General features: G+C 60.5%; 11 protein-coding genes and 1 pseudogene. 5 read left to right on the plus strand and 7 right to left on the minus strand.

Annotated elements, in window-relative coordinates:
* From PA598K_RS16675 to PA598K_RS16685, 3 genes and pseudogenes are all read right to left on the minus strand, one after another.
* A pseudogene (locus PA598K_RS16675) lies at positions 1 to 413 on the minus strand (serine dehydratase subunit alpha family protein); the annotation flags it as partial.
* A gap of 353 nt (positions 414 to 766) precedes the next feature.
* The gene (locus tag PA598K_RS16680; RefSeq protein WP_128658054.1) at positions 767 to 1,651 is read right to left on the minus strand and encodes a carbohydrate ABC transporter permease; all 885 of its coding nucleotides are present in this window, start codon (positions 1,649 to 1,651) and stop codon (positions 767 to 769) included.
* 17 nt (positions 1,652 to 1,668) lie between these two features.
* Positions 1,669 to 2,568, minus strand: coding sequence for an ABC transporter permease (locus PA598K_RS16685; protein ID WP_128658055.1), 900 nt, complete (start codon positions 2,566 to 2,568; stop codon positions 1,669 to 1,671).
* Between the two features lie 233 nt (positions 2,569 to 2,801).
* On the opposite strand from PA598K_RS16685, the gene PA598K_RS16690 reads away from it, so the two are divergent.
* The 5 genes from PA598K_RS16690 to PA598K_RS16710 all read left to right on the plus strand — a co-directional run bounded on the left by PA598K_RS16690 (position 2,802) and on the right by PA598K_RS16710 (position 15,209).
* Entirely contained in the window at positions 2,802 to 4,574 is a 1,773-nt protein-coding gene (locus PA598K_RS16690) for a sensor histidine kinase (RefSeq protein WP_128658056.1), read from the plus strand.
* The gene (locus PA598K_RS16695) at positions 4,549 to 6,255 is read left to right on the plus strand and encodes a response regulator transcription factor (protein WP_128658057.1); all 1,707 of its coding nucleotides are present in this window, start codon (positions 4,549 to 4,551) and stop codon (positions 6,253 to 6,255) included. The genes PA598K_RS16690 and PA598K_RS16695 overlap by 26 nt, the downstream gene beginning before the upstream one ends.
* A gap of 118 nt (positions 6,256 to 6,373) precedes the next feature.
* Positions 6,374 to 8,098, plus strand: a complete 1,725-nt coding sequence (locus tag PA598K_RS16700) for an extracellular solute-binding protein (protein WP_128658058.1) — start codon at positions 6,374 to 6,376, stop codon at positions 8,096 to 8,098.
* 65 nt (positions 8,099 to 8,163) lie between these two features.
* Positions 8,164 to 13,545 (plus strand): S-layer homology domain-containing protein, encoded by a 5,382-nt coding sequence (locus tag PA598K_RS16705; RefSeq protein ID WP_128658059.1) that lies wholly within the window; start codon positions 8,164 to 8,166, stop codon positions 13,543 to 13,545.
* A gap of 221 nt (positions 13,546 to 13,766) precedes the next feature.
* The gene (locus tag PA598K_RS16710; protein ID WP_185602037.1) at positions 13,767 to 15,209 is read left to right on the plus strand and encodes an RCC1 domain-containing protein; all 1,443 of its coding nucleotides are present in this window, start codon (positions 13,767 to 13,769) and stop codon (positions 15,207 to 15,209) included.
* Between the two features lie 25 nt (positions 15,210 to 15,234).
* Here the strand turns inward: PA598K_RS16710 and PA598K_RS16715 are convergent, their stop codons facing one another.
* From PA598K_RS16715 to PA598K_RS16730, 4 genes are all read right to left on the minus strand, one after another.
* Positions 15,235 to 16,989: a glycoside hydrolase family 2 protein gene (locus PA598K_RS16715; protein WP_128658061.1), complete on the minus strand. Its 1,755-nt coding sequence runs from the start codon at positions 16,987 to 16,989 to the stop codon at positions 15,235 to 15,237.
* A 41-nt stretch (positions 16,990 to 17,030) separates the two neighbouring features.
* Complete coding sequence (locus PA598K_RS16720) at positions 17,031 to 19,418, minus strand: family 43 glycosylhydrolase (protein ID WP_128658066.1); 2,388 nt, start codon at positions 19,416 to 19,418, stop codon at positions 17,031 to 17,033.
* Positions 19,419 to 19,527: 109 nt separating this feature from the next.
* Positions 19,528 to 20,364 (minus strand): carbohydrate ABC transporter permease, encoded by an 837-nt coding sequence (locus PA598K_RS16725; protein WP_128658062.1) that lies wholly within the window; start codon positions 20,362 to 20,364, stop codon positions 19,528 to 19,530.
* 11 nt (positions 20,365 to 20,375) lie between these two features.
* Complete coding sequence (locus PA598K_RS16730; protein ID WP_128658063.1) at positions 20,376 to 21,269, minus strand: carbohydrate ABC transporter permease; 894 nt, start codon at positions 21,267 to 21,269, stop codon at positions 20,376 to 20,378.
* Positions 21,270 to 21,278 lie beyond the last annotated feature (9 nt).

Consider the following 21,278-nt stretch of genomic DNA (forward strand, 5'->3'; position numbering starts at 1 on the left):
TCGCGCTCGATGACGGCGAGCGCGTCGGCGCTTGGCCCTTTGACGTAGGCCTCGATATACAGCTTCTCCTCCGTCTCCTGCAGCTCCACCTCCAGCACGTCCTGGGCCAGCAGTCGATTAGCAGCTGCCAGCTCGTCCGGCTTCAGCCCGGAGAGGATCTCCAGCTTGCGATGCGACCGCCGCACGACAGCGCCTAGCGCCGCCGCGATCGGCAGGCCGGACTGCCCGGTGCCGGGGATGCCGACGCCGAGCGCATTTTTGATGATGTTGCCACTCAGCCGGAGTCTCACTTGCGTGATCTCCTCATCCAGCAGCTCGGACGCCAGCGACACGGCATAGGCTACGGCGATCGGCTCCGTACAGCCTTCGGCCGGGGCGATTTCCTTGTGTAACAGCTTCAGCAGCGGGTGCATCTCGCCACTCCCCCATTTCGTCCTGTCCCGCCCATGTCGGGCGTTTCGTGATGATTAGCCTCCATTATACCAGATTCGCAGCAGGCTATAGGGATGAAATCCGGGCTGTGCAGCGGTAATTCCAGCCATGCGGGCCTCTACATGCGGTGAACCGGTCCGTGGGGGTCTCTGGGCTCGACCGACGAAACTCGACCCATAGCTCGCCCATAGCTCGACCCATGGAGCATGAGCTAAAGGACCGTCCATCAAGGCCCAATCGATAGCACTCTACCGATAGCTCTCGGGCCGACGGATCCGCCCCAACGCACTCGATCGATCGATCGATCTCACCCTCCCCCATCTGCCGACGGGTGTTACTCCTTGACGCTCCCGAGTACGATGCCCTTCATGAAAAAGCGCTGCAGGAGGGGATAGACGAGCAGGATCGGCAGCGCGCCGAGGAAGATCTGCGCCGCCTTCGACGTCCGTTCGTTGATCTCGCTGAATGAGCTGATATCGCCTGACGACACGAGCGACAGATCGCGGTTGATGACCACCGTCTGCAAGTAGCTCTGCAACGGATAATGCGTCGGCGAGTTCATGAAGATCAATCCGTCAAACCACGAGTTCCAGTGGTTGACCGCTGCGAACAACGTAACCGTCGCCAGCGACGGCAGCGACAGCGGGATGAAGATGCGCCAGAGCGTCGTCCAGTGCCCCGCCCCGTCGATGAACGCCGCCTCCTCCAGTGCCTTGGGCAGATTGCGGAAGAAGTTGAGCATCAGGATGACGTTAAATATCGGCACCGCGCCCGGCAGCACCAGCGCCCAGATCGAGTCCATAATGCCCGTGTACTTGATGATCATGTACAGTGGGATCAAGCCGCCGCTAAACAACATCGTAATGACGAATATCCACACGTAAATCGTGCGCAGGCCGAATCTCCGGGGGTCCTTGGAGAGCGGATACGCGATCAGCACGGTCAACAGCATATTGACAGGCAGCCCGATGCCTACCCGCTGCAACGTCACCAGGAGCGAGTCGAAAAAGGCCTTCTTCTGCAGCACATACTTGTACGAAGCAAGCGTCGCCTCGACCGGCCACAGCTTGACGTAGCCTGCCTGAGCCGCGCTGCTGGAACTAAACGAGATGGCGAGCACATGGATGATCGGCAGGATGCAGAGGATCGCCAGGCACGCCAGAAAAAAATAGTTGCACGCAAGGAACGCCCGGCGTCCCATCGTGTAATGCTCCAGCATCTCGGGGGCTCCCTTCTTCAAAAAATACGATAATTGGCCAGCCGGTAGGCGAGATAATACGAGGTGGAGATGAAGACAAGCGAGACGACCGACTTAAATACGCCAACTGCCGTCGCTACGCCGTATTGCGCGTCGACCAGTCCGATGCGATAGACGAACGTGTCGATGATGTCGCCGCTCTCGTACACTTGCGGACTGTACAGGTTAAATACCTGGTCGAAGCCGGCGTTCAGCACGTTGCCCAGGCTGAGCGTCATCAACAGGATGATAATGGCCGACATCCCGGGCAGCGTGACATGCAGCGTCTGCTTCCAGCGTCCTGCGCCATCGACGACCGCCGCCTCGTACAGCGTCGGATCGATCCCTGTCAGCGCGGCAAGATAGACAATCGTGCTGAAGCCGAACTCCTTCCATGTATCCGTAGCGACCAGAGTGTAGCGAAACCAGTCATTGTCCCCGAGGAAATAAATCGCATCGATACCGACCCAGCCGAGCGCCTGATTGACGATCCCGCTCGTCGGCGACAAGATGTCGATCAAAATGCCGCCCAGAATGATCCAGGAGAGGAAGTGCGGCAAATAAATAACTGTCTGGATGCCGCGCTTAAACGCTTCCTTGCGCACCTCGTTGAGCAACAGCGCGGTGACGATCGGAGCGATCAGGCCGGCGGCGATCTTCATCAGCGCAATCGACACGGTATTGACGACGATCCGACGCGATTCCGGCATCTCGAGCAGGTAACGGAAGTTGTCCAGGCCAGCCCATTTGGAGTCGAAAAAGCCGCGGGCGGGGATGAATTTCTGAAAGGCGATAATAAAACCGAACATTGGGCCGTAGCTGTAGAGGACGATCAAGATTAACCCCGGCAAGATCATCAGATGCAGCGGCAGCTCGCCGATTCTTTTTTTCCATGGCATGGATGCTTCTCCTTCCCTATGCGATTCGCTTGCTTGCTTATTCAGTATAAGGCGGCCGCTTCCGGCTTCTCTATGCAACGATCTATAGATTCGTGTACCTCTGTATAGATTCTGCTCGGCGGTATGCCGCTCCGCCCCAAAATCCGCTTTACTTCACCGTCAGGTGTAGGACATAATAGGAGCGTCCACGCTCTCAAGGCACAGACTGCCTACACCAACGGGAGGCGATTCCTTTGAAGGTCATCCAACGCTTAGCCTCGATATCCATCTTCCCGAAGCTTGTCCTCACCTTCCTCGTCGCGCTGACGCCGCTGTACATTATTGGCTGGCGGATGAATGTAAGCGGTTCCGATAACGTGCGCAAGGAGATTACCGACTCGCTCAACTCCCGCACCTCGCTCTATATGAGTCTGCTCGAATTCGAATTCGATACGGTCGTACGGCAATTGCAGGAATATATTAATGATGAGGATCTGATGCAGCTGACCTCCTCCTCCGAAGTCATGACCGAAATCGAGAAGATGCAAGCGCAGCTCCGGCTGAAAAGCCGTCTGAATCTGTTAAAGCGCTCCAGTAAATTCGTCGCCAACGCCATCGCCTTTATCCCCGGCATGGAACGGGTGATCTCCTCCAACGACAATATCATTGGTTCGTTCAACGCGGCGCAGTTCCAGGCGCTGAGCAAGTCGACCAACCGGTACGAAGCGCCCTTCCTGAGCTGGAACGACCGGATCTTCATCAGCGTGCCCTATCCCGATCCGGCGATCTCTAGGGGACGCCAGCCGGTGTTCCTGCTGGCTGTCGAGGTATCGCTGCGCGAGCTTGGCCTGCTGTTGCAGCAGTTTACCAACGAAGGCGGTCGCACCGCGCTTGTCGGCCGCAAGCAGCCCTTTTCGATTTTTGCAGGCGATGACACACCCGGAGAGGCGGAGCTGGCCGAGCTGCATCGGGAAGCCGGAACGGACGACAACGGCGCACTGCGGACGGCCCACTGGAACGGCAAGGCTTATTATGTCGCAGCCAATTATTCGAAAGCGCTGGATATGGGCCTGCTCATGTATGTGCCGACCGAGAAGGTGAATTCCTCCCTGCAGCTGTACCGCTCCTGGCTCTATGTGCTGTCTGTCGCGTCCATCCTGGTGGCGCTGCTGTTCGCCTACAGCATCTATCTGATCATCCATCAGCCGTTCAAGCGGTTGGTGCAATCGTTTCGCCGCGTGGAGAAGGGACAGCTGAATCTGGAGCTTCACTACCCGTTGCAGGACGAGTTCGGCTATCTGTACCGCCAATTCAATGACATGCTCAAGCAGTTGAACGTCCTCGTCCATGAGGTGTACGAGCAGAGCTTCCTGGCTCGCTCCGCCGAGTACCGTCACCTGCAATCGCAGATCAATCCGCATTTTTTGTACAATAGCTACTTCATCCTGTACCGGATGGCGCAGCAGCGGGACCATGACAGCGTCATCGATTTTACAAAGCATCTGGGCAGCTACTTCCAATACATCACTCGCGACGGCATGGACGAGGTGCCGCTCGAGCAGGAGGTCGATCACGCCCGGACGTATGCGGAGATCCAGTCGATCCGCTTCTCCGGTCGGATCGAAGCCCGGTTCGAGGAGCTGCCGGAGGAGATGCGTGGCGCTCTCGTCCCCCGTCTCATCATCCAGCCGATCATCGAGAACGCCTACAACCATGGACTGGAGCATAAGCGCACGGGCGGCCGGATTACTGTCGGCTTCGAGCGGTCTGGAGACGACTCCATCGCCATCGTCATCGCCGACAATGGCGGCCAGATGGACGAGGCCAGGCTGCGCCAGCTGCAAGCCAGCCTGCTTGATCAGTCTCAGCCGGCAGAGCATACCGGCCTGTTCAATGTCCATCGGCGCATCGTGATCCGGTACGGCGGAGGCGGACTTGCCCTCCGTATCGGCGAGGAAGGCGGACTTCAAATCAAAATTGTGCTAAGGGGTGGTGCTAGCGATGCTCCGACTATTGATCGTCGATGACGAACGGTTCACGGTCGATGGCTTGTACGAAATGCTCGAAAATGTCGAGCGCCTCGAGCTGGATCTCTATCGCGCTTACTCTCCGGAGGAGGCGATGGAACGGATGGCACGGACCAAAATCGATATCCTGCTCAGCGATATCCGCATGCCGGGCATGACCGGCCTGGAGCTGCAGAAGCGGGTGCAAGCCCAATGGCCCCGTTGCAAGATTATTTTCCTCACGGGCATCAATCAACTGGAGACGGCTCAGCAAGCGATCCGCACAGGCTCGGTCGACTATATCCTGAAAACCGAGGGCGACGAGGCGATCGTGCGCAGTATCCGCGAGGCGCAAGCGCGGATCGTCGAGGAAACGCAGAGCAGCCAGTTCCTGCTCGAGGCCAGGGAGCGGATCAGCCGCGCGCTGCCGCTGCTCCACCGCGACTGGCTGGAGGAGACGCTGACCGGCTCCTCGCGGCCGGTCAGCGCAGATCAGCTGCGCGAGCTGCGCATCCCGTTAGACGCCGAGCTGCCGGTCATCCTGCTGCTGGGGCGGATCGACAGATGGGAGGACACGGGACGAGGAGACCGGACGCTGCTGCTGTACGCCGTCCAGAACATCGTCTCCGAGTATTACGCCTCGCTCTCCTGCTTCACTGCCAGCCTCGACCAGCATTACTTCGTCTGTCTGCTGCAGCCCCGCCCGGAGGCCGGAGAGACGGACGAGCGCTGGCTGGCGGCACTTGCCTTCGTCCAAGGGACGATGGAATCGATCCAGGCGACCTGCGAGCGGCTGCTGCGCCTCCCCCTCTCGCTGATCTGCGGCTACGCCCCGACCGAGTGGCATCGACTGCCGCGCATCTACGAGCGGATGCGCAAGCGGCTCGTGGTCGGTCTCGGGACGAGCGACCGGATGCTGCTGCTCCTCGAAGAGCACGCCGAGGACCGCGGCAGCCTGACGTACAGCGGAGATAGCGGCGGACGTCTGTCGCTGCGTACCCTTGCCGCCCAGTTGGAGCGTCTGCTCGACGAAGACGACGAGCAGGCTTTCGCAGCCACGGTTCGGCAGGCGGCGGCAAGTCCTGCCAGCTATGCCGACTACTCGCTCGTCTACTATACGATCGCCAGTCTGCTGCTCGCCCGCTATGCCCAGCTTGAGCTGTCCTCAGGCTCCTCGCAGGGCGCGGATGCGACGAGCTCTGCTTCGGATACGGATGCGATGGGTCAGCCGACTGGGCCGGACGGGACGATGCCGGCGTCGCTCTCCCCCGACGCGCTGATGAGCCTGCCGGCCTTCCCGACTCGCGAGGCCTCGGTCGCAGCGCTGCTCCAGGCGGCCGACGTCATCCGAGCCAAGCGCCAGTCTACGCAGAGCGAGCAGACGCGCCAATTGGTCGCCCGGCTGCACAGCCATATCCACGCCCATCTCGGCGACGATCTGTCGCTGTCTCGGTTATCGGATGTGGTCTACCTTAATCCGGCGTACTTGTCTGTGCTGTACAAGCAGCAGACCGGCACGAACCTCTCCGAGTACATCGCCGAAGCCAGGCTGGACAAGGCCAAGGCGTTGCTGGACGGTACATTGCTGCGCATTCACGAGATCGCTGCCGCGGTCGGCTTCGAGACAGCGGGCTATTTCACCCGCTTTTTCAAGAAGCGGTTGCAGCTGACGCCCCAGGAATACCGCGCCAGGAACAGCTGAGCCCGCAGATTCTATACAGAGGTACACGAATCTATAGATCGTTGCATAGAGGTCCCGGACATCGCCGCCTTATACTGAGGGAGCAAGAAGACACGAATAGAACAGGGAGGCTATATGCATGCGCAACACCGCTCATCGCACGACCGTATGGCTGTTCATCATCGCACTTGTCTTGGTAACCGCTTGCAGCGCAAAGGACAGCAACGAGCCCTCAAGCGCGGGCTCCGCCAATCCTCCAGCATCCACGGAAGCGTCTGGCGACGGAGAGAGTGCTTCTGAGTCGAACGCCAACTCTGACGGCAGCGAGCCATACCTCGCCAAGTACGATCCTCCGATCGAGATTACGACCGTCCGCGCCATCGACGATACCGTCAAATTCATGGAAGGTCAGACGATCGACAACAACCTGTGGACGGAGCTGCTGCAAGAGCGGCTCGGCATCAACATGAAGTACGATTGGGTCGGCAACGGCGATCAGTTCGAGCAGAAGATGAATGTCTCCATCGCCTCCGGCGCTCTGCCGCAGTTCATCCCGGTCAATGCCAAACAGCTGCAGCAGCTGCAGGAGGCCGGCGAGCTGGAGGATCTGACCGCCGCGTATGAGCAATACGCCTCTCCTTTCCTCAAGGAGATCCTCACCCAGGACGGCCCCGCTTCGCTTGCCGCGGCGACGTTTGACGGCAAGCTGATGGCCATCCCGAATACCAACTCCTCGATGGACACATCGCCGATCCTCTGGATCCGTCAAGACTGGCTCGACAAACTCGGACTGCAGCCGCCCCGGACAATGGCCGATGTGCTGGCGATCTCCGAAGCGTTCACGACGCGCGACCCGGACGGCAACGGCAAAGCCGATACGTATGGTCTGGCCCTGAACAAGGATCTGTACAATGGCTTCGCCGATACGGTCGGATTCATGAACGGTTATCATGCTTATCCGGGTCAGTGGATCAAGGATGACGACGGTACGATCGTCTACGGCAGCATCCAGCCTGAGATGCGGACAGCGCTCGCCGCGCTGCAAGAGCTCTACAAGAAGGGCCAGATCGACCGGGAGTTCGGTGTAAAGGACGGCGGCAAGGAAGGCGAGCTGCTCGCAGCGGGCAAGATCGGCATGGAGTACGGACTGATGTGGAATCCGCTCTGGCCGATCATCGACTCCAAGAAAAACGAGCCCGACGCGCAATGGCAGGCGTTCCCGCTGGTGTCTGTGGATGATCGGCCGGTTACACCGCAGGTGAGCTTCGCGACCCATCAATACTTCGCTGTCAAAAAGGGCAGCGCCAACCCCGAGGCGCTCGTGAAGATGATCAATCTGTTCGTGGAGATCGGCTGGGGGGAGACGAGCACGCTGGAGCTCTACAACGCCTACTTCACCGGCGACGGCTTCGAAAAATTCAAGCTGATGCCGTTCCAGGCCTGGCCGGCGCGCAATAACGTCGACCTGTACCAGCATGTCGCCGCCGCTGTGGACAGCAACGACCCTTCGCAGCTGAATCCGCAGGAGAAGGATATCTTCGATAAAGTCATGGCCTACGCAAACGGCTCCAGCACGGACCCGGAACACTGGGCCTACGCCCAGGTGTTCGGCAAGGAGAGCGCTTATACGGTGATCGATCAGTACGTCACGAGCAACAGCCTCAAGATGACTGAGTTCTACGGCTCCCCGACGCCTACGATGGTGGAGAAGGAATCGAACTTGAAAAATCGCGAGTTCGAGACGTTCACAAAGATCATTATGGGCGATCCGATCGAGTCCTTCGACAAATTCGTAGCGGAATGGAAGAAGCTCGGCGGAGACGCGATTACCGAGGAAGTCAACGATTGGGCCAAAAACAAATAGCAGCGTCGGCGGGGAATGCGCGTCCTTCCCCGCCCGTCATGCTCCAATAAGAAGGAGTGAAAGCCATGAGCGTAACAAGACGGGTTTTGCCCTTGCTGTTGGCCGTTTTGCTGGCGACAGGCGTCCTCGGACCTGCTGCCGGCTATGCCAGCGCCGAGCCTGAGGAGCCGTTGCTGGAAGCCATTTCGATAGGACGCTTCGACACCGGGTCGGAGGGCTGGAGCGCCTATATGGATGCGTATCCGTCAGGCGGCTTCCAGAGAGATCCGGTGCCCTTTGCCACCGCAGGCAACCGGGCAGTCAAGCTTCCCGGCGACTTTAGCAGCGGTCACAAAAACGGCGCGATCGCAAGAGCGCTGCCGGGCGAGGATTTTTACAAGGTCAGCTTCAGGCTCAAGACAACAGATGTCGATCGGATCTATACCCGACTCATCGATGGAAGCGGCCAAACGTTCCAGCAGCAGATTGCCGTGACACCGGACAATCAGTGGCAGACCATCGTCATCGACGAGCTGACCGCGGGCGAGCACTGGGGCGGGGCGGGCGACGGCAGCTGGCATAGCACAGCGTGGGCATTGCAGATCATGACCGATACCGACTTCGTGACGAATCACCCGAGCGGCGAGCCCATCGAGGTCTTGGTCGACGATGTGCAACTGTATGTAGCGGACCCGGCGGGAGAGCGGACGATCCCGATCGGGCAATTCGATGCGGGCGACGACGGTTGGAGTGCTTCCATGATCTCCTACCAGAGCGGCTATCAGGAGGACGCCTATATATTGGAGACGATCGATGCCGATGGAGGCCAGCGCGCAGCCAAGCTGCCGGGCGACTTTAGCGGGAGTTATCAGAATAGTCTGATTTCCAAGTCGTTGCCGGGTCTCGACATCCGCAAGGTCAGCTTCAAGGTCAAGACGCTCGATGTGAACCGCGTGTTGACCCGATTGATCGATGCGACCGGACAGACCTTCCAGCAGCTCCTCCCTGTCGTGCCTGACGGCCAGTGGCACACCGTAACGATCGATGAGCTCGGCTTGGGCGACTCCTGGGGCGGAGCGGGCGATGGCAGCTGGCATGGCGTGGCGCAATCGCTCCAGATCATGGCGGACAAAAGCTACATCGTGAAAAGCCCGAATGACGGCCATGTCGAAGTCTTGATCGACGATGTGCAGCTGTACATCGACAAGCAAGCCGAGGTGACGCTGGAGCATCTGCTCGATGACTTCGAGCAGCCTAGCGATTGGTACTACGGGTACGGCGATTCGCCGGGCGTCATCGGCAGCTACACCCGGACCGATGCGGACGCCTACGAAGGCGACTACTCCGGCAAGCTGAGCGCAGACTTCAGCGCCGGGAGCCAATATGTGACGATGTATACACCGATCTACGACGGCCTGGACGTGGAAAAACTGGCCTTCCGGATCAAAACCTCAGCCTATCAAAAGGTGAAGGTGCGGACCGTGGATACGACAGGTCAGATCTTCCAGCACGAGTATCCCCTGTTGCCCACAGGTGAATGGCAGCAGGTGGTGGTCGATCAGATGGCCTCCGCCGCCTCGTGGCACGGAGCGGCAGACGGCGTCTGGCATGGCCCGATCAAGGGCTTCTACATCCTGCTCGATCAAGCCGACTTGATCGATGTCGGCGCGGGCGTCGGCGAGGCGTATATCGATCAGGTCACGGCCTCCGAGCAGCCAGTCGACTTCCAGATCATGCAGCGTACGCTCGGCCATATCTATCTCAACGATCAAACCGTCCAGTTCGACCTTCAAGCGCCGGGCGATCAGGTCGCCTGGCAAGTGACCGATTATTGGGGCCGCGTCGTGCGCAGCGGCAGCAAGCCCGTCGCCGACGGTATAGCCAATCTGACGCTGCAAAGCCTGGACAACGGATACTATCTCCTGGATGTCGTTGCGTACTCCGGAGGCGTGAAGCTGGGGACACGGAGCGCTTCCTTTGCCGTGCTGGACGAGGCGATCGATCTGCACACGGTGACCGACTCCCCGTTCGGCATTGCGACACACTTCGATCTCGGCTGGTCGCCTAGCCTGATCCCGCTCATCCAGAAGGCCGGCATCAAGCATATCCGCGATGAGATGCGATGGAGCGATGTGGAGCTGACGGCAGGCGTATACGAGTTCAGAACCAAGTACGATCAATATATGAATCAAATCCAGGCGCTAGGCATCGATCTGCTGCTCGTGCTCAGCTATATGAATCCCAACTATGACGGCGGCTACACGCCTTATACCCCTGCGGGAAGAGAGGCGTTTGCACGTTACGCGACGGCCATCCTGGAGCATTATCCCGATCAGATCAAGCAGGTCGAGGTGTACAACGAGTACAATATTGGTTTCTCGTCAGGGCCGGGCGCTCAGGACCCTGCCTATTACTTCCAGCTGCTCAAGGAGACGTACAACCAAGTCAAAGCGTACGACAACGAGGTATCGGTCATCGGCCCGGTCACCTCCCAGATCCCCTGGGAATGGCTGAAGACGTTGTTCGCGCAAGCCGACCTCGACGGCAAGGCGCTCGATTACATGGATGCGGTATCTGTGCATCCGTACCGCTATCCCGGCAGTCCGGAGGGCATGGATCAGGACATCGTCAACCTGCAGCAGCTCGTGCAGGACTACAATGATAACGAGCCCAAGCCGATCTTCATCTCTGAATGGGGCTGGCCGACGCATCAAGGCTTGACGGGCACGAGCGAGGCGATGCAAGCCGCCTATCTGGTCAGAAGCTCGGTGCAGATGCTGTCCCAAGGCGTCGAACGGCTCGTCTGGTACGATTTCAAAAACGACGGTATCGATGTCCATGAGCCGGAGCATAACTTCGGCATCCTCCGCAATGAATCGGACCCGCTGGGCAAATACGCGCCCAAGCCGGCTTATGTCGCCTACGCCAACCTGACGCGCGCGCTCACAGGCGCCGACTTCGTGGAAGCGGAGGAGATCGGCGCAGGCATCTACAGCTACTTGTTCGAACGCGGCTCCGAGCAAATCCGGGTCATGTGGTCGCCGGGCGGGGCGTATGTCACGCTGGATACGGACACAGCGGCCAGCGTCACGGATGTCGTAGGCCGCGACACGACCCTGACGCCTTACGAGGGCCAGGTCGCCGTCAAGCTTACGGAGTATCCGGTCTTCGTGCGCGGCGCGATCGACGAGATTGAGACGGGCGGACCGTTCGCGATCACATCGGCCGAGCAGTCCATCTCCGGGGAGGATATCGCGCTTACACTGGTCGTGGACAACAGCTCGTCGGCGCAGCCGCTGACCGCGCAGTTTGTCATCCGCGGAGAGAGCTACGAGGTGAGCGCCCCTGCCGGTCAACGCGTGGAACAGGCGGTGAGCGTCCCGGATGCCACGGCGGCTGATCAGACGATCACGCTCTCGGGCGAGGTGTATGTGGCAAGTCAGCGGATGGCGCTCGTCTCCACGACGCTTCGCATGATCGATCCGTTAAGCATCCATGCCTTCCACACGATACAGGATGCGCAGGATGTCATCCGACTGGAGATCACCAATCATGCCGCCACCGACTTCCTGCTCGAGCGTGCCGAATGGAGCCTCGATGGCAACGATCAGACCACGACGATGAATCAAACGCTGGCCGCCAGCGCCACGACGGTGCGCGATATCCCGCTCACGGCCTTGACCCCGGGATCCTACGAATACGAGCTGGAGCTATTCATTGCCAGCTATCCGACATGGCGCAAAAGCTGGGATCTCAAGCTGGTGGATCATGCGCAGTTGACGCCGATCGACCGGCAGAGTATCCCGAATACAGATGACTCCTATGTCTTCCCGACGCCAGCGACCGTTGATCTGGCCCAGGACGGGGATTTCCAGCATCTCGCCAGCTATAGCGGCGCATCGGATCTGAGCGGCGACATCTGGTTGAATTGGGATGACGACAATTTCTATCTCTCGGCGGAGATCAGCGACGATGCCCATGTGCAGCCCTCTGCCGATCGCGAGATTTGGCAGGGAGACTCCATTCAGTTCGCCCTATCGCCGGGCGCCCCGGGCGAGGATAGCCGTCATTACGAGTACGGCATCGCATTGACGTCGCAGGGACCGCAGTTGTATCGGTGGTCGGGCATGACGGCAGCGACGATTCAGCAGATCACGAATCGCGAGCTACGTGTCGTCCGCGACGAGACGAACCACAAGACGCGATACAAGCTCGCGCTCCCCTGGAGCGAGCTGGCGCCGATCAAACCCTCGGACGTGCTGTTCAGCTTCTCGATGCTGGTCAACGACAATGACGGCGCAGGTCGGCGCGGCTGGGCAGAATGGGGCGCCGGCATCGGGTCGTCCAAGGATACGAAGCTGTACCGGGCGATGACATTCGCAGGCGCCGCGCCAACGGAAGAGCCGGAGGAAAACGGCGGCACGACGAGCCCGCCCGAGCAGCGGACGATCGCGTATGCTGCCTTGCCGTCCAAGGACGGCAAAGCGACGATCGCTGCCGGAGGCTCAGGCACAGCGAGCCTGCGGGACCTGATCGAGGTCATCGTCCCGGCGGGCGCATCGAAGACGGCGCTTCAGCTGCTCATCCGCGAGGCAGCGGCACCTTCCCGTCCTGCCCTGCCGCAGCAGCTGGAGTTGGTCGGCGAGATGTACGAGATTACGAAGGATGCGGCAGGCAAGTTCGAGCGTCCGGTGACGCTCCGCTTCGCCCTCGATCCGGCTGAGACAGCTGGTCGGAGCTTGGCGATCTATTATTACGATGAGACCGCCCAGACCTGGGTCGAGCTTGGGGGCACGGTGTCCGATGGCTTTATCTCGGTGGAGGTCGATCATTTCACCACATTTGCCGTATTGGCCACATCGGCGGTCGAGGATGAGCAGGATGAAGGGCAGGATGAGGGCCCTAGCGGATCAGAGCTTGCGGGCCGCCTGACGGATATTGCCGGCCATTGGGCGGCTGAGCCGATCCGCGAGGCGGCGCGTCAAGGGATCGTCACCGGCTACACGGACGGCACATTCCGACCAGATGCGCAGGTGACGCGGACCGAATACGCCGCGATGCTCGCCAGAGCGCTGCGCCTGCCGGCAGACGAGGCGGCCTTGCGCTTCGCCGATGCCGATCAGATACCGGCCTGGGCGCAGGAGGCCGTCGCCGCAGCGGCGAGCAGCGGGCTGCTGCGCGGCAATGCCGACCATACCTTTGCGCCGGATCGGCCAATCAGCCGCGCCGAGATGGCGGTGATCGTCGCCAGGGCAGCGGGCATCTCCGCCGACAGCGTTGAGACTGCCGTCGCTACGCCGTATGCCGACGATGCAGCGATCGCCCCTTGGGCGAGAGGAGCGATATCCGCTGTAGCCGCTGCCGGACTAATGTCGGGCCGAGGGGAACAGCGTTTCGCGCCCCATGACCAGGCGACACGGGCGGAAGCGGTCGTTGTGCTGCTGAGATTGTTGGCGTATGTAGACTAGATCCGAGAGAGTGTGCTTGTACATTGTAAGAGCCAGTCGAGCAAAGGAGGTCCCTCCTGCGCCCTGCTGGCTCTTTACCGTGCATGTCGAGCGACTGCTGCGACTTGCGCCTGAATCCAGTACAACGGCAATGCAACTATTGCGCCTCCCGTTCGTCTAATTATCATCATGCTTTCTATATACTACCATCTGAACGATGGAAAAGGAGAACTCAATCGCCTATGAAAAAATGGCCCCTGCTTACTACTGTGCTCGCTCTGACGCTGCTGACCGCCTCGCCCCCGTCCGCTGATGCGGCGACGCCGAAGGTCGTCGATGTGCAGACGACCGGCACCTACACGTATATGTTTAAGGGAGACGAGAGCGTCTGGCAATTCGGCTATCGGATATCCGTCCCGACTCGTCTCGATCTGCCGCAGACCGCCAAAAAAATCGTCAGCAACTCCAACTACGATACGATCGTCCTGTTCGAGGACGGCTCGGTATGGCGCTACCCCTCCGACGTATGGGGCGACACTAGCCAAGAGCCCGCTCCGATCGCCGGACTGTCGGACATCGTCGATCTGGAGGCTGGCCGCACGCATACGCTCGCATTGAAGGCTGACGGCACCGTATGGGGGTGGGGCACGAACTTCCACGGCGAGCTGGGCAATGGCCAGGTCAAGGAAGCGTGGGACATCCCGCCCCAACAGGTCGTCGGACTGCAGGACGTCCAGGCGATCGCCGCTGGCGACAACAGCCTGGCGCTCACCAAGCAAGGCGAAGTCTATACCTGGGGCGGCTGGGCGCATGCGAGCCGGGTTACTGCTGACAATCCGCAGGGCTTCCGCGTCACGCCTGTGAAGGTCAACAACCTGCCGAAGATCGCAGCCGTCGATATGGCTGGCGATACCTCGCTTGCGCTCGACACCGCCGGCAAGGTCCACACATGGGGAGACAACTTCCTGCAGCTGAAGTCGAGCAACGGCGACAGCAGCACGCTGGCGGCCCCGACACAGATCCCGGGCATCGACAACGTCAAGGCGATCGCGCTCGCGGATCGGGCGCTGTTCCTGAAGGCGGACGGCTCGGTGTATATCGCAGGCATCGACTATGCTCGCTCGGGGGAGCTGTCCGATGCACAGAAGAAGCAGCAATTGCAGCCGCAGCTGATCCCGTCGCTCACTGGCGTCACGCGCATCGATGCTGCAGCCTCCCAGCTATTCGCAATCGATGGCAAGGGCGAGCTGTACGGCTGGGGCAACAACAACTCCGGCTCGCTCGGCAACGGGTCGCTGTATTGGAAGTCGCAGCTGAACGATCCGACACGCATCCTCGATACCGGCACCGTCATCATCGACGGCAAGCGTCAAGCCTATCCCGGCGTCATCCATCAAGGCGTGACGATGGTGCCGCTGCGCAAGCTGGCGGAGCCGCTGGGCGCGACGCTTGGCTACGAGGAGCAGACCAAGCAGGTGACGATCAGCTATGGCGGCCAGACCGTGGCGCTGAAGCCCGGCGACGCGAGCGTCACCGTCAACGGCAAGCCGCTGCAGCTCGCCGGACCGATCCGCATCTACAACGACGAGACCCATGTGCCGCTGCGCTTCATCAGCGAGCTGTTCGGCGCCCAGGTGGGCTGGAACGCCGATCTCGCGGAGATTACAGTGACGACGGCCAAGTAACCGATGGAAAAGAGGGAGACCGGAGTTAATCCAGGTCTCCCTCGTTCAGTTTGCGGATCACCTCGAGCGGCAGCTTGGGCTCGCGGTCTGCCGTCAACAAGCCGTTGATCTCCTGCTGCACATCGGTCAACTGCGTGTAGCAGTAGCCCTGGATGGCGCGGGAGCCCGCGATCGGCGCCATGACGTCGATGAGCCGCCGCAGATAGTCCTCGCCGTCCGCTGCGGCAGAATATCCCCAGCCAGCGGACTCGCCCGTGCGATAGGAGATGCCCCCGAACTCCGACAGATGGATCGGTTCGCCATTGTACGCATAGCCCGGCACATAGATCCAGCGGTTCTGAGCTAGGCTGTCGATCGCCGAGCGGGCCGTGGCATAACGCTCCGCCAGCACCTCGCGCCGATGCTCGTAGTCATGGATCGTCGCCAGATCGGAGCGCGTATGCTCCCAGCCGTCATTGGAGAGGACGAGGCGCGTATCGTCGAGCGATTGGGTCAGATGGTACATCGCCAGCGTATGCTGCTGCTGCCGCTTGTCGACCAGCATGTTGGGGACGCCCCAGCTCTCGTTGATCGGCACCCAGGCGACGATGCACGGATGGTTGTAGTCGCGCAGCACCGCCTCCTGCCATTCCCGGGTGATGCGTTGCACATACGTCTCGGAGTATTGATAGGCATTGGCCATCTCGCCCCACACCAGCAAGCCGAGCACATCGCACCAGTACAGGTAGCGAGGGTCCTCGATCTTCTGGTGCTTGCGCGCGCCATTGAACCCCATCGCCTTGGTCAGCTCCACATCGCGCCGCAGCGCCTCGCCAGAGTCCGCCGTCAGCAGACCGCCCGGGAAATACCCCTGATCCAATACGAGCTTCATATAGTAAGGCCGATTGTTCAGACACACCTTGCCATCCTCGATCGATATCTTGCGCATCCCAAAGTAGCTGTCCGCCTCATCGACGATCTGCTCTCCCTCGTACAACGCAAACGAAATATCGTAAAGATTCGGACGCTCCGGCGTCCACCAGCGGCCAAGGCCGTGATCGTTGAAATCATGCAAGCCGATCGTGCGCGTCTCCTCGGCGGCGCGCAGCTGGAACACATCCTCGGCAATCGTCTCCCCCTCAAAGGCGATCCGCGCCCGCACACGTAGCCCTGGGCGCCAGCCCTCAATGCGAAGGCGGATGCGGATGTCATTGCGGTCGATATCCGGCGTCAGATAGACGGCGTCGATATAGCTGTCATACACCTCCTCAAGCCATACGGTCTGCCAGATGCCGGTCGTGGCTGTATAGAATACCTGCTCCGGCTGCTCCTTCCAATATTGCTTGCCTCGCGGCAGCGTGACATCCGTGCCGTAGTCGCGCGCCTGGACGACAAGCTCGTTGGCTCCCTCCCGCGCTGCATAGGTAATATCCGCCGTGAAGGGGGTATGGCCGCCCTCATGCTGTGCCACGAGGCAGCCATTGACCCACACCTTGGCGGCATAGTCGACCGCGCCGAAGTGCAACAGCTGCCGGTAGTTCGCGCGTTTGGAGGTCAGCTGCACGGTCCGCCGGTACCAGACGGTATCGTGGATCGTCGGTTCGCCGATTCCGCTCAGCTCGCTCTGGTAACAGAAGGGCACGCGGATCGTCCGCGACAGCGGTTTGCCGCTCGACCACCCTTCCCGCTCGCCTCGATTGTCGTCGTCGTATTCGAACTCCCACTCGCCGTTAAGATTATGCCACGCCTTGCGGACGAATTGCGGTCTGGGGTAGTCTGGGTTGCATGTTCGTTGATTCATCATACTGGCTCCTTGTCGATCCGCCAGGATCGCTTGATGTATTAATGGGTAGGGAGGGACGTGACCGACAGGTCGCCGATGCTCAGGGAGGTGGCATCGACCGCGCGTATGCCGACGCGTCCTTGCATGAAGGCGTGCGGGTCACGATAGGTGAGCACGGGCTCCAGGCGATCCGCCCAGTAGGCTCGGAGGGTCCCGCCCTCCACTTCGACGGCCAGCCGGACCGGCTCGTCCTGCGGGATATCCAGGCGCACCGCCTCGAGCAGCGTAGCGTCATAGTTCAACTTGTACAACTGGAGCTTGCCGCCGCCGACGGACAGATAGTAGCCCTGCATCGCCTCGCGGACCTGATGGGGGTAATCGGACTCATGGCTCACCCGCAGCAGGATGCCCGCTTCCCCGGATGCGTCCGCGCCGACCTGGACGGTCGACTCCACCCGGTAGTCCGTCCAGCCCGGATGTCCGCCGAACAGCTTGACATCGCCGTCCGCAGCGCCGACATATCGCCCGTCCTCGCGACTCCAGACGCCATGAACGTCATCTGCGTCCGACTGCTCGAGCAACTGCTCGACTCGCTCAGGCCCAGGCTCCGTCAGCCGGAAATGCGCCGTTCCCCATTGCAGACGACCGCTGACCAGCTTGATCCGTATATCGTGGAAACCCCGCTCCAGCTGCAGCGAGCCGGCGCGCACCTTGACCATCGCCTCGTCTGCCAAGGCTTCGTCGCGCACGATATCGAAGCGTCCGGCGCGCTCGCCATCGACCAGCACCTCGACGACAGCGGGCCCGTCCACGGCCCCTACGGTGAGATCGAGCGCGTAGTGCCCGGTACGCGTAACATTGGCCGCGTAGCGCAGCCAGTCGCCCTTGTCATGCATCGTGAGGGCGTAGCTGCCGTCCGCGATGCGACGGATATCGGTCCCGTCGGCTGCCCGCAGCTCAGCGGCCTCCGCAGGCTCGGCCACATGATAGCCCCGACCGTCGCCCTTGAGATAATGGACGGCTTCGATGTCGCCGGGCAGCGGCCGGGCCGTCTCGTAGTCGCTGCTGCCTGCGGCAGCATTGGCGAAGGCGATATAGGACAAGCGGGGCTCCCCACCCTCGTAGCGGTAGCCGATCCCGCCGCCGGTTGCCCCGCCGCTTGTGCCAGCGAGCGCCGGCGCAACCGGCGGCTCCAGCAGTAGCCGTCCGTCCACATAGAGACGGATCAGCGCTTCGTCGCGCTCGAGTCTGATCGCATGCAGATGCGTCCAATCGATATCCGTCGGCAGCGCAGCCTCGGCCACCTGCTCCTGCCGACCATCTGAGGTGTAGCTCACCACGACGACCCCGCGCTCCAGATCGAGCGCTACGCTGCCATACTGAGCATCGTCCCGATAGCCGTACAACAGCTCGAGCCGGGTGCTGTCATCGGCATGCCGCAGCGGCTGCACATTGTACTCGGCTGTGAAGACTGCCTCCGTCTGCGGCAGGCTGACTGCCTGGCTGCCCTGCTCCGTCTCCGTCAACCGCCAGCGATCCGCCGCGAGCTCGCCATCCAGCCGATCGGCAAATTCAGGCAGGCGCGGTATCGGCTGCTCTACGTTGGTCGGGCCGAGCAAGGCCATCTTGTGCCCGTTGAAGACCAGCCGGTCGATGTTCAGCCCCCGCACCGGCGGCCCCTCCGCCGAGCTGCCGATCAGATGATGATAGACGAGATAATACGAGTCCAGATCCGGCCCGAGGACGGTAGAGCTGTGACCGAGTCCCGAGAACTCCGGCGCAACGCTGATCGCCAATGGGTTGTTGGCCGGCGTGCGGTAGGGACCAAGCGGGGACTCGGTCGAGACCGCGTAGTGGACCCGATAGCCTTTGCTGAACACATGATTGCCCGTCAAGGTCATATAGTAGACCCCCTGGCGCTTGATGATCATCGAGCCCTCTGTCCAATGTCCCAGATACGCGCCCTCGATCGTCCGTCCGAAGCCAAAGGTCGCCGGGTCGTCCATCGACACGCCCACGATGCCCTTGTCTCCCGCATGGGTAAATGTCCAGCTGCCATCGTCGTCGATGAACACCGAGCCGTCGATGCTCATCCCGACATTGTCGGTGATGCGCGCGAAGGGTCCGGTCGGCGAGTCGCTGCGGAACACATAGTGCCCTGCCCCGGCAGGCGACGTGTACAGATAAAAGTAGCCGTTCCAATACACCACCTCGGGCGCATAGGCGCCCGTCGTGACGGGATCGTCTGCGACCAGACCGGCGTAGCGCCAATGCACCAGATCGTCGGATACCCACGCCTTGATGCCGACGCGATGATCCTTGGTGCTCACATACAGGTAATAGCGCCCGTCATGCCGCAGCACGTAAGGGTCGCCGTTGCCGTAATCGTCCCATTCCTCCTCCAGGGCGGGGAAGGGATTGCTGTATACTGCTTGATACGTATCCATATCCAATGCCTCCGGTTGATGATCAGACTCGCAGCCGCTGCCCAGCAGGGTCGCCGCCAGGACAGCGAGCAGCGCGGTCTGTAGAGATCGAAGTCCTGTCCGCATGCCTTTAGCCCTTGATCCCGCTGATAGCCATCGATTCGATAAAGTAGCGCTGGCAGAAAAAGAAAACGACGATGACCGGCACCATGGCGATCACGGCCGCCGCCATGATCATCGGGTAGTTGGACTGCCCGATATAGAGCGCCTGCATGGAGGCGATCAACACCTGGATCGTCTGCTTCTCCGGCGTATGCAGATAGATGAGCGGGCCCAGGAAGTCATTCCAGATGCCCATGAAGCCAAGCGCCGCCTGAGCCGCAAGCGCAGGCTTCATCGTAGGCAAGGCAATGCTCCAGAAGATGCGGAAAAACCCGCAGCCGTCGATTTTGGCCGCTTCGATCAGATCATTGGGCAGAGCGCCCTGCAAGTATTGGCGGATAAAGAAGATGACGACAATATTGCCGAACAAGCCCGGCACGATGAGCGGCAGCAGCGTGTCGACCCAGTTCAGGGCCGAGAAGCCGATGTACTGCGGGATCATGACGACCGAGTAAGGGATCATCATCGTGCCCAGCAAGCCCATAAACAGCACGCCCTTGAACGGGAACTCGAACTTGCCGAAGGCATAAGCGGACATGGCCGAGACGAGCATCCCGATCGTCAAGACAACCGCTACGATGATCAGGCTGTTCAGGAAGCCGTTCAGCAGCGGCGATTGACTCCATACCTCGCGATAGTTGGCCCATGAGATCGGCTCGGGAATCCACTTGGGCGGCATGTCGAAGATCATGCGTTGATTTTTCAGAGAGGTCGAGACCGTCCAGATGAACGGAGCGACCATGAACACGGCGCCTGCAAGCAGGATCAGAAAGGACCAGAGGTCCGCGATTTTTTCTCTCTTCATCGGTACACCTCCTAATCCTGATAGACCCAGCGCTTGGACAGCTTGAATTGGAGCAGGGTGATGATGAAGATCATCATGCCTAGCAGCCAGGCCGCTGCGCTCGCATAGCCCATGTTGAAGTACTTGAAGGCATGCTGGAATATATAGAACACAATCGTAGCGCCGCTGTACTCCGGTCCGCCGTCGGTAGCCAGCACATAGATCTGGCTGAACGTCTGGAAGGCGCCGATAATCCCCATGACGAGGATAAAGAAGTGGATCGGCGAAAGCAGCGGGACGGTTATTTTCATAAACTTGTGCCAGGCTCCGGCTCCGTCGATCTCGGCCGCCTCATAATACGTCGAGGATACCGACTGCAGACCAGCCAGGTAGAGCACCATATTGCCCCCCAGTCCGCCCCACAGGCCGATCAGGATAAGCGAGGGCTTCACCCAGTTCGGGTCGCCCAGCCAGTTGGGCCCCTGGATGCCGAACAGATCCCATAGATAATTGTTGAGCAGGCCATAGTCCTGATTCAGGATCCACTGCCAGAGCAACGAGATGGCGATGACCGGCGAGATGACCGGCAAATAATAGAGGGTGCGCATGAAGGAGATGCCCTTGAACTTGCGGTTCATCAGGATCGCCAATAGGAGCGACAGCAGCATCCCGATCGGGATCCCAAGCATCAGATAGATCGTATTGTACATCGACTGAAACACTTTGCCGTCGTTCAGTAGCTCGCTGTAATTGCCCAAGCCGACCCATTGCGGGTCCGAGAGCATATCCCACTTTTGGAAGCTGATATAGATGGAGAAGACGATCGGAGCGAGTCCGAACAGCAGGAACCCCAAGACTGGCGGCGCTACAAAAAGGTACAGCCAGGCAAGCTCCTTCCTCCGATAACCCGTGAGCTTCGCGTTCATAGTTGGTCC

The sequence above is a fragment of the Paenibacillus sp. 598K genome (genome assembly GCF_003851045.1).
Lineage (GTDB): Bacteria > Bacillota > Bacilli > Paenibacillales > Paenibacillaceae > Paenibacillus_D.

Excerpts from the sequence above, each read along its gene's own strand:
- PA598K_RS16685 (WP_128658055.1), bottom strand. The coding sequence starts at position 2,568 with ATGCCATGGAAAAAAAGAATCGGCGAGCTGCCGCTGCATCTGATGATC.
- PA598K_RS16695 (WP_128658057.1), top strand. The coding sequence starts at position 4,549 with ATGCTCCGACTATTGATCGTCGATGACGAACGGTTCACGGTCGATGGC.
- PA598K_RS16700 (WP_128658058.1), top strand. The coding sequence starts at position 6,374 with ATGCGCAACACCGCTCATCGCACGACCGTATGGCTGTTCATCATCGCA.
- PA598K_RS16730 (WP_128658063.1), bottom strand. The coding sequence starts at position 21,269 with ATGAACGCGAAGCTCACGGGTTATCGGAGGAAGGAGCTTGCCTGGCTG.
- PA598K_RS16720 (WP_128658066.1), bottom strand. The coding sequence starts at position 19,418 with ATGGATACGTATCAAGCAGTATACAGCAATCCCTTCCCCGCCCTGGAG.
- PA598K_RS16715 (WP_128658061.1), bottom strand. The coding sequence starts at position 16,989 with ATGAATCAACGAACATGCAACCCAGACTACCCCAGACCGCAATTCGTC.
- PA598K_RS16710 (WP_185602037.1), top strand. The coding sequence starts at position 13,767 with ATGAAAAAATGGCCCCTGCTTACTACTGTGCTCGCTCTGACGCTGCTG.
- PA598K_RS16725 (WP_128658062.1), bottom strand. The coding sequence starts at position 20,364 with ATGAAGAGAGAAAAAATCGCGGACCTCTGGTCCTTTCTGATCCTGCTT.
- PA598K_RS16705 (WP_128658059.1), top strand. The coding sequence starts at position 8,164 with ATGAGCGTAACAAGACGGGTTTTGCCCTTGCTGTTGGCCGTTTTGCTG.
- PA598K_RS16680 (WP_128658054.1), bottom strand. The coding sequence starts at position 1,651 with ATGCTGGAGCATTACACGATGGGACGCCGGGCGTTCCTTGCGTGCAAC.